Annotated in this window: 12 protein-coding genes; 8 read left to right on the top strand and 4 right to left on the bottom strand. The window is 66.0% G+C overall.

What is annotated here, in order from left to right:
- Positions 1-474, top strand: a 474-nt coding sequence (locus tag AC5Y7D_RS26070; protein ID WP_499928660.1) for a DUF4190 domain-containing protein, incomplete at its 5' end; no start/stop codon positions are given.
- 91 nt (positions 475-565) lie between these two features.
- Here AC5Y7D_RS26070 and AC5Y7D_RS26065 read toward each other — a convergent pair.
- Complete coding sequence (locus tag AC5Y7D_RS26065) at positions 566-2239, bottom strand: PPE domain-containing protein (RefSeq protein ID WP_499928659.1); 1674 nt, start codon at positions 2237-2239, stop codon at positions 566-568.
- 436 nt (positions 2240-2675) lie between these two features.
- Between AC5Y7D_RS26065 and stf0 the strand changes: the two genes are divergently transcribed.
- Genes stf0 through cysC form a run of 3 tightly spaced genes read left to right on the top strand, consistent with a single transcriptional unit; the run spans position 2676 to position 6402 of the window.
- Positions 2676-3479 (top strand): trehalose 2-sulfotransferase, encoded by an 804-nt coding sequence (gene stf0 / locus AC5Y7D_RS26060; protein ID WP_499928658.1) that lies wholly within the window; start codon positions 2676-2678, stop codon positions 3477-3479.
- Between the two features lie 43 nt (positions 3480-3522).
- Positions 3523-4440 (top strand): sulfate adenylyltransferase subunit CysD, encoded by a 918-nt coding sequence (gene cysD / locus AC5Y7D_RS26055; protein ID WP_499928657.1) that lies wholly within the window; start codon positions 3523-3525, stop codon positions 4438-4440.
- Positions 4441-4485: 45 nt separating this feature from the next.
- Positions 4486-6402 (top strand): adenylyl-sulfate kinase, encoded by a 1917-nt coding sequence (gene cysC, locus AC5Y7D_RS26050; RefSeq protein ID WP_499928656.1) that lies wholly within the window; start codon positions 4486-4488, stop codon positions 6400-6402.
- 146 nt (positions 6403-6548) lie between these two features.
- Here cysC and dapC read toward each other — a convergent pair whose 3' ends face one another.
- Both dapC and fdxA read right to left on the bottom strand, forming a co-directional pair.
- Complete coding sequence (dapC, locus tag AC5Y7D_RS26045) at positions 6549-7640, bottom strand: succinyldiaminopimelate transaminase (protein WP_499928655.1); 1092 nt, start codon at positions 7638-7640, stop codon at positions 6549-6551.
- A 20-nt stretch (positions 7641-7660) separates the two neighbouring features.
- The gene (gene fdxA / locus AC5Y7D_RS26040) at positions 7661-7987 is read right to left on the bottom strand and encodes a ferredoxin (protein ID WP_499928654.1); all 327 of its coding nucleotides are present in this window, start codon (positions 7985-7987) and stop codon (positions 7661-7663) included.
- 199 nt (positions 7988-8186) lie between these two features.
- On the opposite strand from fdxA, the gene AC5Y7D_RS26035 reads away from it, so the two are divergent.
- From AC5Y7D_RS26035 to AC5Y7D_RS26025, 3 genes are all read left to right on the top strand, one after another.
- Positions 8187-8759, top strand: a complete 573-nt coding sequence (locus tag AC5Y7D_RS26035; RefSeq protein ID WP_499928653.1) for a PadR family transcriptional regulator — start codon at positions 8187-8189, stop codon at positions 8757-8759.
- The gene (locus AC5Y7D_RS26030) at positions 8759-10786 is read left to right on the top strand and encodes an FAD-dependent oxidoreductase (protein ID WP_499928652.1); all 2028 of its coding nucleotides are present in this window, start codon (positions 8759-8761) and stop codon (positions 10784-10786) included. Before AC5Y7D_RS26035 ends, AC5Y7D_RS26030 begins: the two co-directional genes overlap by 1 nt.
- A gap of 213 nt (positions 10787-10999) precedes the next feature.
- On the top strand, positions 11000-11332 hold the full coding sequence (locus tag AC5Y7D_RS26025) for a hemophore-related protein (protein ID WP_499928651.1): 333 nt from the start codon (positions 11000-11002) through the stop codon (positions 11330-11332).
- 80 nt (positions 11333-11412) lie between these two features.
- Here the strand turns inward: AC5Y7D_RS26025 and AC5Y7D_RS26020 are convergent, their stop codons facing one another.
- Positions 11413-13956 carry a bifunctional FO biosynthesis protein CofGH gene (locus tag AC5Y7D_RS26020; RefSeq protein ID WP_499928663.1) on the bottom strand — a complete coding sequence of 848 codons (2544 nt, stop codon included), beginning with the start codon at positions 13954-13956 and terminating at the stop codon, positions 11413-11415.
- Between the two features lie 302 nt (positions 13957-14258).
- On the opposite strand from AC5Y7D_RS26020, the gene AC5Y7D_RS26015 reads away from it, so the two are divergent.
- Positions 14259-15134: a PE family protein gene (locus AC5Y7D_RS26015; RefSeq protein WP_499928650.1), complete on the top strand. Its 876-nt coding sequence runs from the start codon at positions 14259-14261 to the stop codon at positions 15132-15134.
- The last annotated feature ends 6 nt before the right edge of the window (positions 15135-15140 follow it).

Genomic DNA, 15140 nt, shown 5'->3' with positions numbered 1-15140 from the left:
GTAGAGTTTGAGGCGCTGCGCCAGCGCAGTCTGGTTGCGAACCGTGTGGAGGTCCTGGTGACGGAACAACCGCCGAACTATCCTCCACCGGGATACCCTCCGTCGGCGCCGGGCCGTTACGGCGCCTACGGCTATCCCCCGCCGCCCTACTCGGCGCCGCGGACGAACGCGCTGGCCATTGCGTCGTTCGTCGCCGCAATAGCGGGCTTTCTCACCTGCGGCATCGGATCCATTCTCGGGTTGATCTTCGGCGTGGTGGGGCTGCGTCAGATCAAACGGACCGGTGAAGGCGGTCGCGGTCTCTCGATCGCCGGCATCGTGGTCGGCGCAGTGACATTTGCTTTCCTGATCGCCGCCTTCATCTTCGGGTCAACCCAGCGGCACGATCGCGAAGGAGACAATTACAGTTCCCAGCGCAGCCTGATCAGCACCGAGGTGTGGCCCACGCCCGCAAATCTCATATCTTGCCGTTAAGCGCCAACGCGCTAGCCCACACGAGCGCACGAAGCCACGGTGGCACCACAATCGCGCACTCGAAAAGCTTCAGCAACGGCCTGAGCGGCGCCTATTGCAGTAAGTTCCGGAAATTGAAGAAACCTGTCAGATCGGTGCCCGTGTTAAAGAAGCCGGATGTCACACCGCTGAAAACGGAGCGGCTACCGGACCCTGGAACACCAGTATTGCCGATCCCGGATATATCACCGGTGACGTTGATGCCGCCAGTGGCCGTATTGCCGAAGCCCGAGATCGAGCCCGTACGGACGCTGCTCCCCGAAGCCGAATTGTTGAAGCCTGAGACAAATCCGTTGAATTCGCCACCTGATGCGGAGTTGTTGAATCCCGAAATGGACAAGCCGGTATCGGTGGTCACCCCGAAACCGGTGTTCGCATCGCCTGAATTCCAAAGGCCGGTGTTGACACTGCCCGAGTTGGCGCTCCCGGTATTTAGGTTACCCGCATCCCAGAAACCGGTGTTCAGGTCACCTGCGTTACCAAAGCCCGTGTTGCGAGTGCCCGCATTCCCGAAACCGGTGTTTCCCACTCCACCGTTTCCGAAGCCGGTACTACCGCCGCCTGCATTGCCGATACCGAAGCTGGAACCGCTGGAGTTGCCGAAGCCCAAGCTGTTGATATTGCCTGGCTGCAGGGGGTGGCTGCCGGTGTTGAAGATGCCGACGTTGCCGTCGCCGGAATTGAAGAATCCCACGTTGTTGGTGCCGGAGTTGCCGATGCCGATGTTACCGCTGCCGGAGTTCAACAATCCGGCCAAGTTTATGCCTACCTGGTTGTCGCCGGTCAGGCCAATCCCGATGTTGTTGTGGCCGGTGTTGCCGAAGCCGAAGTTGCCGTTGCCACTGTTGCCAGCGCCAATGTTGGCGTTGCCAAAATTACCGCCGCCGGTGTTCGCGTTGCCTCTATTGCCGAAGCCCAAATTACTCTGGCCGAAATTGCCCATGCCCACATTGTTTCCCGATAGCGAGCTCGTACGAAAGCCGCTGTTTCCCCAACCGATGTTGCCGTCGCCTCGGTTTCCGCCGCCAATATTATTGGATCCTACGTTTCCGCTACCGGTGTTGTTGTTGCCTTTGTTTCCGCTGCCGAAGTTTGACTCGCCGATGTTTCCGCTGCCGACGTTGCCGTTGCCGGTGTTACCATTTCCCCAGTTGCCCGTGCCCTTATTTCCAATACCCAAGTCGGGCAAGATCTGCAGAAACTGCCGCAAGCCATCCGGCAGAGCAACCAATTCCGCGGCGGCCGCCGAGACTCCGGCGTGATAGCCGCTCATAGCGGCCACGTCGGTGGCCCACATCTGCTCATAGACGCCCTCGGCGGCCATAATCGCCGGAGCGTTCAATCCCAACCAGTTGGACCGCACCAACTGTACGAACGCGTGGCGGTTGGCCGTGACCGCCAACGGATCGACCGTAGCCGCCTTTGCGGCTTCGAACACACTGGCTACCGTCTGGGCCTTCGCAGCTGCGGTCGCGGCGTGGGTAGCGGCGGCGTCCAGAAATCCCGCATACGGGGCCGCGGTCGCCGCCATCGCCGCCGATGCCGGGCCCTGCCAGGCCTGGTCCGTCAGGGCTGAAGTAGTCGAGACAAACGACGCTCCGGCCGCCGACAGCTCGTGAGACAAACCTTCCCACGCGGCCGCCGCCTCAAGCATGGGCGCCGGACCGGCACCCCCGAACATCAGCATCGAATTGATTTCGGGCGGCAACACCGCAAAGTTCGCCATGGCATCTTCCTGTCTGGTCCGTCGACTCCGCCTAGGTGGAGCCGAACAGTCTGAATGTTTCGTCAGAACCGTACAGTCAATCATCACAGCAAGTGAGGTTTTCTTCAGAAATTTTGGAAATCTCTTCGACCGCGGGTCCGATCTCCACATCGCGGGGCACTGGGTGTTCGTCAAGCGCTGCCAGATCCGATTGCTCACCGAGCACAAACCCGCCGGTCGACGATGCACGCGAACCTGCGCGCGACTCGTGGGGTGTGCCTGTCGTCCCGCCCAGGCACCCGACTAATCGAGCGACCAGGCACCCCAGCGCCACCGGCGGGAAATCCGCAGCGCCGACCCCGAACGCGCGCGGCATTCAGTCCGTCGCAATAGTTGCCCTCATGGTGAAGCTAACCGCAAGTGTTGCACCGGATTTCCGTGCGGTTAGGCTTCCTTGGTGGCTGATCATCCGTCGTCGTATCTGGTGCTGGCGTCCCAGCGCAGCGGCAGCACGCTGCTGGTGGAATCGCTGCGCGCCACCGGCGTGGCCGGCGAGCCCCAGGAGTTCTTTCAGTACCTGCCTACCACCAGCCAGTCCCCGCAGCCGCGCGAGTGGTTCGCCGGAGTAGAGGATGAGTCCATCCTCAAACTGCTGGATCCGCTGGACGAGGGCAAGCCGGACCTGGCGCCCGCCGAGATCTGGCGCGACTACATCCGCACCGTCGGCCGGACACCCAACGGGGTGTGGGGCGGCAAGCTGATGTGGAATCAGACGCCGCTGCTGCTGGACCGGGTGACCGGCCTCAAGGAACGGTCAGGTGAGGGGCTGCTGGCCGCGATCCGCGATGTGGTGGGCGAGGACCCGCTGCTGATCCACATCCACCGGCCGGATGTGGTGTCACAGGCCGTGTCGTTCTGGCGGGCAGTCCAGACGCGAGTGTGGCGCGGCAGGCCCGACCCGGTGCGCGATGCACGTGCCACCTACCACGCCGGTGCGATCGCTCACGTGGTCAAGATGCTGCAAGACCAGGAGACGGGGTGGCGGGCCTGGTTCGCCGAAGAGAACGTCGAACCGATCGAGGTTTCCTATCCCGTGCTGTGGCGCAACCTGACTGAGGTGGTCGGCGACATCCTCGAGCGCTTGGGCCTGGACCGGCGACTGGCACCTGAACCGGTGCTGCAGCGCCAAGCCGACCAGCGCTCTGACGAGTGGGTGGATCGCTACCGTGAGGACGCCGAAAGACAGGGTCTGCCAACATGATTCGAGCAAGACACGCGACAGGACAAGGCAAGGAGCGGCTGCTATGGTGCTAGCGCCTGACACGACCCACGTCGACGAACTCCGCCTGCTGGAAGCCGAAGCGGTACACATCATCCGGGAGGTCGTCGCCGAGCTGGAGCGGCCGGTGCTGCTGTTCTCGGCCGGCAAAGACTCGATCGTGCTGCTTCGCCTGGCGGAAAAGGCATTTCGGCCGCTGGCACTGCCTTTCCCGGTGATGCACGTCGACACCGGGCACAATTTTCCCGAGGTGATCGAGTTCCGGGACCGCCGCGTCACCGGCGAAGGACACAAGCTGATCGTCGCCTCGGTGCAGGAGTCGATCGACAAGGGCCGCGTGCCCGACCCTGGACCGAGCGCTTCCCGTAACCGCGCCCAGACCCGCACACTGCTCGACGCCCTCGAAGAAGGTGGTTTCGACGCGGCTTTCGGCGGGGCCCGTCGCGACGAGGAACGCGCGCGCGCCAAGGAACGGATCCTCAGCTTCCGCGACGAGTTCGGGCAGTGGGATCCCCGGGCGCAGCGCCCAGAGCCGTGGAGCCTGTACAACGGCCGGATCAAGAAGGGCGAACAAGTCCGGGTGTTCCCGCTGAGCAACTGGACCGAGCTCGACGTCTGGCGCTACATCGAGCTGGAAAACCTTGAGATACCATCGATTTACTACGCCCACGAACGTGAGGTATTCGAACGCGACGGCATCCTGTTAGCGGTGTCGGAGTACGCCAGTCCGCAAAACGGGGAGACCGCCGCGGTGGAGTGGGTCCGGTATCGCACCGTCGGCGACCTGACCATCACCGGGGCGGTGCGTTCCGAGGCCACCGACATCACCCGGGTCATCAGCGAGATCTCGGCGGCGACGGTGTCCGAGCGCGGGGAAACCCGTGCCGACGACCGGACGTCCGCCGCGGCCATGGAAGACCGCAAGCGAGAGGGTTACTTCTGATGACCGACGGAAGGACCGGAAGATGAGGGGCGCAGGTACCGGAAGATGACCACCACCGAAGAGGCCGGAAATGTGTCGTCCGGCAAGGGCTTGACGCGACAGCTGCTGCGCATCGCCACGGCGGGATCGGTGGACGACGGCAAGAGCACCCTGATCGGCCGGTTGCTGCACGACACCGACAGCCTGCCGCTGGACCACTTGGAGGCCGTCACCGACGAGGAGGGCATCGCCGACCTTGCGGCCCTGTCCGACGGGCTGCGCGCCGAACGCGAACAGGGCATCACCATCGACGTCGCCTACCGCTTCTTCTCCACCGAGAACCGCAGCTACATCCTCGCCGACACCCCCGGCCACGAGCGTTACACCCGCAACATGTTCACCGGCGCCTCCAATGCGCACGTGGCCATCCTGCTCGTCGATGCGCGCGCCGGTGTACTACGCCAGACCCGCAGGCACGCGCGGATCGCAAAACTGTTGGGAATCAATCACTTTGTGGCAGCGGTCAATAAGATCGACCTCATCGACTTCGATGAGGGCGGCTTCACCAAGGTGGAAGAGGAACTGGGCCACGTCGCCGCGCGACTGGGCGACGTCGACCTGACCGTGATCCCATTGGCCGCCAAGCTCGGGGACAACGTCGTGCACCGTTCCGACCGCACCCCCTGGTATGGCGGGCCGACACTACTGGAGTATCTGGAGAACGTGGAACTCGTCGCCCCGCAGGCGCAGGCCTCGTGGCTGCGACTGCCGGTGCAGTGGGTCTCGCGGCCCACCGCACAAGCGCGCCGCCGGTACACCGGGCGTCTCGCGGCGGGCACGCTGAGCGTCGGCGATCCGGTGATCTCGTTGCCGGCCGGTACCCGCTCCACGGTGACCGCGCTGGACACCCTCGACGCGCAACGAACGACAGCCGTTGCGCCGCTTTCTGTTTCCATCGAGCTCGCCGACGACATCGACGTGGGTCGCGGTGACGTGCTCATCAGCGGTGCCGACGACGCGGTTGCACCGGTGCTGGCCCGTGAACTCGACGCCATCGTGTGCTGGTTCATCGATTCCCCGTTGCGCGCGGGTGACCGGCTCGCCCTCAAGCAGACCACCAAGAGCGTGCGGGCGACCGTGCAGGAGTTGCACTCGCGGCTGGACCCGGAGACCCTGGACGAGCTGGACGGTCCAGTCGAGCTGGTGCTCAACGACATCGGTACCGTGACGCTGCGCACCAGCTCGGTGGTCATCGCCGACCCCTACGACGAGAACCGGGACAGCGGCGCCTTCATCCTCATCGACGAGTCCACCAACGACACCGTCGGCGCCGGAACCATCGTCGAGGCACGGGAAGTCAAGCCGGGCTCCCACCAGCGCACCGATATCCGTTGGCATCCGTCCGCTCTGGACCGCAAGCACCGCTGGAACGCCACCGGGCAGCCGGGCGCAACGATCTGGTTCACCGGCCTGCCGGCATCCGGCAAGTCCACGGTCGCGGTGGCGGTGGAGCGTGCGCTCGTCGAATCGGGCCGTGTCGCGTACCTGCTCGACGGCGACAACCTGCGCCACGGCCTCTCCGACGACCTCGGCTTCTCCCCCGGCGACCGCGCCGAAAACATCAGGCGGGTGGGACATTTGACGCGGCTGCTCGCCGACGCGGGTGTCGTGGCGCTGGCCTCCCTGGTGTCGCCGCTCAGGTCCGACCGCGAAACGGCGCGCGCCCTCAGCGCGGCCGCCAAACTCCCGTTCCTTGAAGTACACGTCGCCACCTCGCTGTCGGAATGCGAAAAGCGGGATCCCAAGGGGCTTTACGCGCGGGCCCGCAGTGGCGAGCTCAAAGGCCTGACCGGAGTCGACGCGCCGTACGAGCCGCCGGACAACCCGGACCTCGTGCTGGACACCACCAACGCCGACATCGACGAGCTGGCGGCGCAGGTCATCAACCTGCTCAACGAGGTGAGCCCCCGGCCACCGCGCTGAGCGGCATCAGCCGGCCGGCGCCCCGCCACTGCCCCCCGCCTATCCTCGCCGAGCAGACGCGAAATCGCACAACAGCCGTGGAAATCATGCGAGTTTGCGACTGCTCGCGGCGAAGGGTGAGGGGTTCGCGGCGAAGGGGTGAGGGGTTAGGCCAGGCGCTGGACGGCGGCGGCGATGCGCTCGTCGGTGGCGGTCAGCGCCACGCGGACGTGTTTCGCACCGCCGGGGCCATAGAACTCACCGGGTGCCACCAGGATGCCGCGTTCGGCCAGCCAACCGACGGTGTCCCGGCAGTCCTGACCACGGCTGGCCCACAGATACAGACCGGCCTCGGAATGGTCCACCGAAAAACCCGCGGCCCGTAACGCCGGCAGCAGGATCGCGCGCCGCCGCGCATACCGCTCCCGCTGCACCTTCTCGTGCTCGTCGTCGTCCAGGGCGGCCACCATGGCGGCCTGCACGGACGTCGGCACGATCATGCCGGCGTGCTTGCGTACGGCCAGCAGTTCGGCGACCACTTCGGCGTCACCGGCGACGAACCCGGCCCGATAGCCGGCCAGCGACGAACTCTTCGACAGCGAGTGCACCGCCAGCAGGCCGGTGTGGTCGCCGTCACACACGGAGGGATGCAGTACCGAAAGCGGCTTATTGGCAGGCTCCCAGGCCAACCCCAGATAGCACTCGTCGGAGGCCACCAGCACGCCCCGCTCCCGCGCCCAGCCCACCACCTTGCGCAGGTGGTCGATGCCCAGCACCCGGCCCGTCGGGTTGCTGGGCGAATTCAGGTACAGAAGCGCTGGGGACTGCGGACCCAGCTGCGTCAAAGAATCCGCCCGCTGCACGTGCGCCCCGGCCAGCCGCGCGCCCACGTCGTAGGTGGGATAGGCCAATTCCGGCACCACCACCACATCACCCGCCCCGATCCCGAGCAGGGACGGCAACCAGGCGATCAGCTCCTTGGTGCCGATGACCGGCAGGACCGCCGCTTCGGTCAGGCCGGTGACGTCGAATCGGCGGTTCAGAGCCGCCACCGCGGACTCCCGCAACCGCGCGGTCCCCGCGGTAGCCGGATAACCCGGCGCCGAACTCGCCGCGGCCAGCGCCTCGCGAATCAGCGGCGCGACCGGGTCCACCGGGGTGCCGACGGACAGGTCGACGATGCCGTCCGGATGCGCCGCCGCCGCGGCTTTTGCCGCGACCAGAGTGTCCCAGGGAAACTCCGGCAGCGACGCCGACACACGGCGTAGCTGTCGCGCGCTCAGTCGTCCTCGCCTTGCGGCGGCATGTCCTTGACCACCTGCGGGTCGTTCTCGGTCAGGCCGACCTTCGCCGCACCGCCCGGTGAGCCCAACTCGACGAAGAAGTCCGCGTTGATCTGGGTGTACTGGCTCCACTGGTCGGGCACGTCGTCTTCGTAGTAGATCGCTTCGACGGGACAGACGGGTTCACAGGCTCCGCAGTCGACGCATTCGTCGGGGTGGATATACAGCATCCGGGCACCCTCGTAAATACAGTCGACCGGGCACTCTTCGATGCACGCCTTGTCTTTGATGTCGATACAGGGCTGGGCGATCGTGTACGTCACGGACGTCTCCTCAACATGTCCTCATGTACGGGCTCGATGTGGGCTGCTGCTCTCGTCACCGCAGGGGACTCCCGGGTGAGCGTTCGGTTACTGATACTAAACGTCGCACATACAACTCCGGCAATTGGCACGCCTGTCATCAGCCCGGCCCCTATGAAACCGGTTGCATAGTACCGCCCGCCGCAACTAAGGTGCCGGGGTGGCGCTGCCCCACGCGATCCTGGTTTCGCTGTGCGAACAAGCCGGTTCGGGCTATGAATTGGCCCGCCGCTTCGACCGCTCGATCGGCTATTTCTGGAGCGCCACTCATCAGCAGATCTACCGGACGTTGCGCGCGATGCAGACCAAGGGCTGGGTGGGCGCGGCGACCGTGGCCCAGCAGGGGCGCCCCGACAAGAAGGTCTACACGGTCTCGGAAAGCGGACGCGAAGAGTTGGCGCGCTGGATCGCCGCGCCGCTGCGCTCGTCCCGCCCGGGCCGCGGAAGCGCACTGAGCGACAGCGGTACCCGCGAGCTCGCGGTCAAACTGCGGGGCGCCGTGTACGGCGACGTGGCCGCGTTGAGCGCCCAGGTCGGTGCGTTGCGTGCCGAGCGCGCGGAGTCCCTGAACACCTACCGCGCCGTGCAGCAGCGCGCCTTTCCGGACCCGTCCGTGCTACGCGGTGCCGCGTTGCACCAATACCTGGTGCTGCGTGGCGGTATTCGCGCCGAGGAGAGCACCATCGACTGGCTCGATGAGGTGGCTCGGGCGCTGCAGCAGAGGAAGCCCTGATGTCGTACCCGAACTTGTTGTCCCCGTTGGACCTTGGCTTCACCACGCTGCGCAACCGGGTAGTGATGGGTTCCATGCACACCGGGCTGGAGGACCGTGCCCGAGACATCGACCGGCTCGCCGAGTACTTCGCCGAACGGGCCCGCGGCGGCGTCGGACTCATCATCACCGGCGGCTACGCGCCCAACCGCACCGGATGGCTGCTGCCGTTCGCTTCGCAACTGGTCACCTCGACCGAAGCCCGGCGCCACCGCCGAATCACCGCCGCCGTGCACGACGAGGGGGCCAAGATTCTGCTGCAGATCCTGCACGCCGGACGTTACGCCTACCATCCGCTTTCGGTGAGCGCGTCATCAATCAAGGCGCCCATCAACCCCTTTCGCCCCCGGGCTCTGAGCGGCCGCGGCGTCGAATCGACCATCGCGGACTTCGTCCGGTGCGCGCGGCTGGCCGCCGACGCCGGATACGACGGCGTCGAGATCATGGGCAGCGAAGGCTATCTGGTCAATCAGTTCCTGGCACCGCGCACCAACAAGCGCACCGACTCGTGGGGCGGCACCCCGGCCAACCGGCGCCGTTTCCCGGTCCAGATCGTGCGACGCACCCGCGCCGCGGTCGGGCCCGACTTCATCATCTGCTATCGGATGTCGATGGCCGACTACGTCGAGGACGGCCAAAGCTGGGACGAAACCTTGGCCCTGGCAACCGAAGTGCAGGCCGCCGGAGCCACCCTCATCAACTCCGGCTTCGGCTGGCATGAGGCACGCATTCCTACCATCGTCACCTCGGTGCCCAACAGTGCCTTCGTCGACGTCAGCGGCGCCTTGGCCGAGCACGTCAGCATTCCGGTGGTGGCATCAAACCGGATCAACATGCCGCAGGCCGCCGAACAGATCTTGGCCGCGAGCCGGGTGCAGCTGATCTCGATGGCTCGGCCGTTGTTGAGCGACCCGGACTGGGTGCTCAAGGCGGCCTCTGACCGCGCGAACGAGATCAACACCTGCATCGCCTGTAATCAGGCCTGCCTGGACCACGCCTTCGCCAAGAAGAAGGTGTCCTGTCTGCTCAATCCGCGCGCCGGACACGAGACGAAGCTGGTGTTGTCGCCGACGCGCCGGGCCCGCACGGTTGCCGTGGTCGGAGCCGGCCCGGCCGGACTGGCGGCAGCGGTCAGCGCAGCGCAGCGGGGACACCAAGTCACGCTGTTCGAGGCCAACGAATTCATCGGCGGCCAGTTCGACCTGGCCCGCCGTATCCCGGGGAAAGAGGAATTCAACGAGACCATCCGGTACTTCACCACAATGCTGGACAAACACGGCGTCGACGTCCGGCTCGGCACCCGGGTCGGCGCCGGCGATCTGACCGGCTATGAACACATCGTGCTGGCCACCGGCGTGGTGCCGCGCCGGCCCGCCATCGCCGGTGCAGACCACCCGAAGGTGCTGACCTACGCCGAGGCGATCACCGGGATAAGGGACGTAGGCAGATCGGTGGCGGTCGTCGGCGCCGGGGGCATCGGGTTCGACGTCAGCGAGTTGCTGGTCACGGAGCAGTCACCCACCCTCAACGTGCAGCACTGGAAAGCGGAGTGGGGAGTGGCCGACCCCTACGAGGTCCGCCAGGCGCGCGGAGCCCTTACCACTCCCCTGGCCGCCTCGCCGGCACGCGAGGTCTACCTGTTGCAGCGCAGCGCGGGCCCGCAGGGCAGGCGGCTGGGCAAGACCAGCGGGTGGGTACACCGGGCCTCGCTCAAAGCCAAGGGCGTGCGCCAGCTCTCGGGGGTGAATTACGAGCGAATCACCGACGACGGCCTGCACATCAGCTTCGGCAAGCAGCGGCACAGTCCACGAGTCCTTGCGGTGGACAACGTCGTGCTGTGCGCCGGCCAGAAATCGGTGCGTGACCTCGAGGACGAGTTGCGGCAGATCGGGATCGGCGCGCACGTCATCGGCGGCGCGGCGCTCGCCGCCGAGCTGGATGCCAAACGCGCCATCAGACAGGGCACCGAACTGGCGGCCCGGCTTTGACCGGTGCCGGGCCGTCGATTTCGCCCACCGCGAAACAGTGGTTTACCACCCGCTGACCTGGGAATAGTTACGTCCGCACAGAGTAGTGCGATAACAATTTGCGTAGGAGCAAGTCCAGGGGGCCTGGTAGCCTTGACCGGAGACGGCAACCGCTGGGCAGATGTCGTCGCCGTTGAAGCTAGCGGTGCAATAGTTGGGGAAGGTATCCACAATATGAGGCTGTCGTTTATCGGAATGGGTGTCGCCGCCGGCGCTGTCGCCATGTCATTGGGTCTGGGAGCCGGAGTCGCCTCGGCAGATCCGTACGACGGGGTCGTCAACACGACCTGCAGCTACCCGCAGGTGATCGCCGCGCTCAACGCGACCAACCCGGGTGCCGCGGCGCAGCTCAACTCGTCGCCGATCGCTCTGAGCTACCTGCAGCGGTTCCTGGCTTCACCGCCGCCGGCGCGGGCGCAGATGGCCGCCCAGCTGCAGGCCATGCCAGGGGCTTCGCAGTACATCGGCGTCGTTGAGACCGTCGCCAACGTCTGCAACAACTACTGAGTTCCGGCCCGCGAGCGTAACGCCGCGGCGCCGCTCCAAACGGAGTAGCGCCGGCGTTGCGCTCGCGGTTTTATGCGGCTTCAGGCAGCCAGCGGCGCGTAGGTCGTGGTGCGCTGTCGCGCCGGCCGGCCGATACCCTCGGCAATGGCAACCAGGTCCGCGACCGATTTGGCCGACCCGTGTTCCGAGCCGGCCATCCGGGAAATCGTCTCCTCCATCAGCGTGCCACCCAAGTCGTTGGCGCCGCCGTTGAGCATCACCTGAGTGCGCTGCACGCCGAGCTTCACCCAACTGGTCTGAATGTGCGAGATGCGGCCGTGCAACATGATCCGAGCCAGAGCATGCACGGCGCGGTTGTCGCGGAGCGTGGGCCCCGGCCGTGCGGCGCCGGCCAGGTACAGCGGCGAATTCTGATGGACGAAGGGCAGCGGCACGAACTCGGTGAAGCCGCCGGTGCGGTCCTGGATCCCGCGCAGCACATTGAGGTGCCCGACCCAGTGCTTCGGGTTGTCGACGTGGCCGTACATCATCGTCGAGGATGACCGCAGACCGACCTCATGCGCGGTGGTCACGATCTCGACCCACAGCGACGTCGGCAACTTGCCCTTGGTGAGCACCCAGCGCACCTCGTCGTCCAATATCTCCGCGGCGGTGCCCGGTATGGTGTCCAATCCGGCTTCCCGCAACGCGGTCAACCATTCGCGGATGCTCAGCCCGCTCTTGGTGACGCCGTTGGCGATCTCCATCGGAGAAAACGCGTGCACGTGCATCGACGGCACCCGGGCCTTCACCGCGCGCACCAGATCGGCATAACCGGTGACCGGCAACTCGGGGTCGATCCCGCCCTGCATGCAGATCTCGGTGGCACCGGCAACATGGGCCTCCCAGGCGCGGTCGGCCACCTCCTGCGCCGACAGCGAGTAGGCGTCGGCGTCGCCCTTGCGCTGTGCAAAAGCGCAGAACCGGCAGCCGGTGTAGCAGATGTTGGTGAAGTTGATGTTGCGGTTCACCACATAGGTCACGTCGTCGCCGACCACCTCGCGGCGCAACGAATCAGCCAGTGCGACAACCGCTTCCAACGCGGGCCCGTCCGCCGTGGCCAGCGCCAGGTATTCGTCGTCGGTGCAGCCGCCGGGATCGTTCTCGGCTGACCGCAATGCCGCAAGCACATCTGTGTCGATACGTTCGGCGGGACGGGCTGCGAGCTCTTGGACGTGCGAGCGGATGGATTCCCAGTCGCCGAAGGCGCTCTCGAGGTCGCTGCGCGCCTCGCTGTTGCGACCTTCGGTGTCGATCGCGGCGTTCAGATCCACCCGGCCCGAGGACGCCAGCTCGTCGGGCTCCTGCCACGGGATACCCACCGGGTTGACGTCACGCGCGAACCCGGTGTCCGGATCGGCAAGTGCGACAACGTGTCCCCGCACCCTCGGATCGATCCAGGCCGCGCCGGCCAGCACGTACCTGGGCTGCGCGGTCAACCGCTGCACCAGGTCGAAGCCCGCCTCCGCGGTGACGGTGGCCAGGTCGGCCAACGCCGGCCAGGGTCGCTCCGGGTTGACGTGGTCGGGCGTCAGCGGCGAGACCCCGCCCCAGTCGTCGACACCTGCGGCGAGCAGCGCCAGACATTCGTCGCGGGACACCAGGTTGGGCGGCGCCTGGATGCGCATACCCGGACCCAGCACCAGCCGGGCCACCGCGACCGTCGCCAGGTAGTCCTCGATGCCGGCGTCGGGCACGGCGGCCATCGCCGTGTGTTCCTTGGCCCGGAAGTTCTGCACGATCACTTCTTGGATGTGGCCGAACTCTCTGTGCGACTTGCGAATCGCGTGCAGCGTATCGGCTCGCTCGATCAGCGTCTCCCCGATACCCACCAACAGCCCGGTGGTGAACGGAATGGACAGCCGGCCGGCGTCGGTCAAAGCCCGCAATCGCACCGCCGGGTCTTTGTCGGGACTCCCGTAGTGCGCCAGCCCTTTGGTTTCGAACAGCCGTCGCGACGTCGTCTCCAGCATCATGCCCATCGAAGGCGCCACCGGCTTGAGGCGGGACATCTCCGACCAGGTCATGACCCCGGGGTTCAGATGCGGCAGCAACCCGGTTTCTTCCAGCACCCGGATCGACATGGCCCGCACGTAGGACAGGGTGGAGTCGTAGCCGCGCTCCTCGAGCCATTCGCGGGCGTCGGCCCAGCGATCCTCGGGCCGATCACCGAGGGTGAATAGCGCTTCCTTGCAACCGAGTTCGGCACCGCGGCGTGCGACGTCCAGGATTTCGTCGGGCTCCAGGTACATGCCCATCCCCTGGGCGCGCAGCTTGCCCGGAACGGTGACGAACGTGCAGTAATGGCAGTTGTCCCGGCACAGGTGGGTGACCGGCAGGAAGACCTTGCGCGAGTAGCTGATCGGCAACCGGCCGTTCGGTCCGCGCCGACCGGCCGATTCCAAGCCCGCGTCCCGGACACGCGCCGCGCTGGCACACAGATCGGTCAGATCGTCACCGCGTGCCGACATCGCGACGGCGGCCTCATCGATGTTCAGGACCACCCCGTCCCGGGCCCGGCGCAGCACTCGACGCAGCGCCGAGCCACTGACTTTGGGTGGCACGACGGGATTGGGCAAAACCATCGGCTCCGGTAGCCCCGGTGTTACTGGCACGTTGGTGTAACTTCCCCGCTCTCTGATTTCATCCGCATTTCCCACTCCCTGAGAACGTTCCACGCCGTGAGAAACTGGGCAGCCCCGGTCCCACATCGCAACAGTAGCGGCAGACGGCGGCCCGCACGCGACTGACCGGCACGCCCGATCAGCGGCCTATTTGGTCAAGTACCGCAATTGCAGACGCCGATCGCGATACGATCCGAGTCTGTCCAACGAGTCGGAAGCGGACCGGATTTAGCCGCACCTGGTATCAAATAGGGGTGAATGGGATGTCGTTTCTGCATGCGGCGCCGGAGGCGCTGAAGGCGGCCGCATCCGACCTCGCCGGTATCGGCTCGGAGATCAGCTCAGCCAACGCCGCCGCCTCGCTGCCCACCACCGGGGTGGTCGCGGCCGCAGCCGATCAGGTATCCGCGCAGGTCGCAGCACTGTTCTCGGCGCATGCCCAGGGCTACCAGCAGCTCAGTGCCCAGGTCTCGGAGTTTCACGAGAAGTTCGTTCAATCGTTGGGCGGCAGCGCGGCTGCCTACGCCAACGCCGAGAGCGGCGCGGCACGGACTCTTCTCGACGCGGTCAACGCGCCGGCGGGGCAACTGCTGGGTCAGCCGCTGACCGGGCCGGGGGCATCCGGATTGGCCGCAGCCGCCACCAGGGTTGCAACGCAGGTGCAAAGCGCGTTCCAGGGCGTCGGTGTCGGCAACCTGCTGGGCGCCTTGGGGTTGACGCCGACCGGCGGAATTGGCAGTGCGGCCGCCACCAGCGCGCTCCTGGGCCCATTGGCCGCCCAGGCGGCACCGGCGGCGGTGATACCCGTGTCGTGGGCCACCGCCATCGAGAATTTCTACAACGTCGTCGAACCGTACGTGCAATACGGCTTCAACCTGGCCTCCTACTTCGCCGGTTGGGTGCCTTACGTCGGCATTCTGGCGCCGCAGATCAACATCTTCTATTACCTTTTCGAGCCGATGGTCCAAGCCGCCCTGTTCAACTCGCTGGACTGGTTGGCCGGAACGATCACTTTCAGTCAAGGCCTGAACAACTTCTGGTCCGCCACGTCGGCGTCGATCAACCAATTCCTGGTGAACGAGTACAACTGGTTCCGCAGCTTCCTCCCGCCGCTGCCGCCGTGGCCGCCACTGCCCTGACCGGCG

The sequence above is a fragment of the Mycobacterium sp. NGS49 genome (assembly GCF_059812565.1).
The sequence above is the reverse complement of the archived record's forward strand: the minus strand, read 5'-3'. Positions and strand labels throughout refer to the sequence as shown.

Excerpts from the sequence above, each read along its gene's own strand:
- cysD (WP_499928657.1), top strand. The coding sequence starts at position 3,523 with ATGGTGCTAGCGCCTGACACGACCCACGTCGACGAACTCCGCCTGCTG.
- AC5Y7D_RS26020 (WP_499928663.1), bottom strand. The coding sequence starts at position 13,956 with ATGGTTTTGCCCAATCCCGTCGTGCCACCCAAAGTCAGTGGCTCGGCG.
- AC5Y7D_RS26065 (WP_499928659.1), bottom strand. The coding sequence starts at position 2,239 with ATGGCGAACTTTGCGGTGTTGCCGCCCGAAATCAATTCGATGCTGATG.
- AC5Y7D_RS26025 (WP_499928651.1), top strand. The coding sequence starts at position 11,000 with ATGAGGCTGTCGTTTATCGGAATGGGTGTCGCCGCCGGCGCTGTCGCC.
- cysC (WP_499928656.1), top strand. The coding sequence starts at position 4,486 with ATGACCACCACCGAAGAGGCCGGAAATGTGTCGTCCGGCAAGGGCTTG.
- AC5Y7D_RS26030 (WP_499928652.1), top strand. The coding sequence starts at position 8,759 with ATGTCGTACCCGAACTTGTTGTCCCCGTTGGACCTTGGCTTCACCACG.
- AC5Y7D_RS26015 (WP_499928650.1), top strand. The coding sequence starts at position 14,259 with ATGTCGTTTCTGCATGCGGCGCCGGAGGCGCTGAAGGCGGCCGCATCC.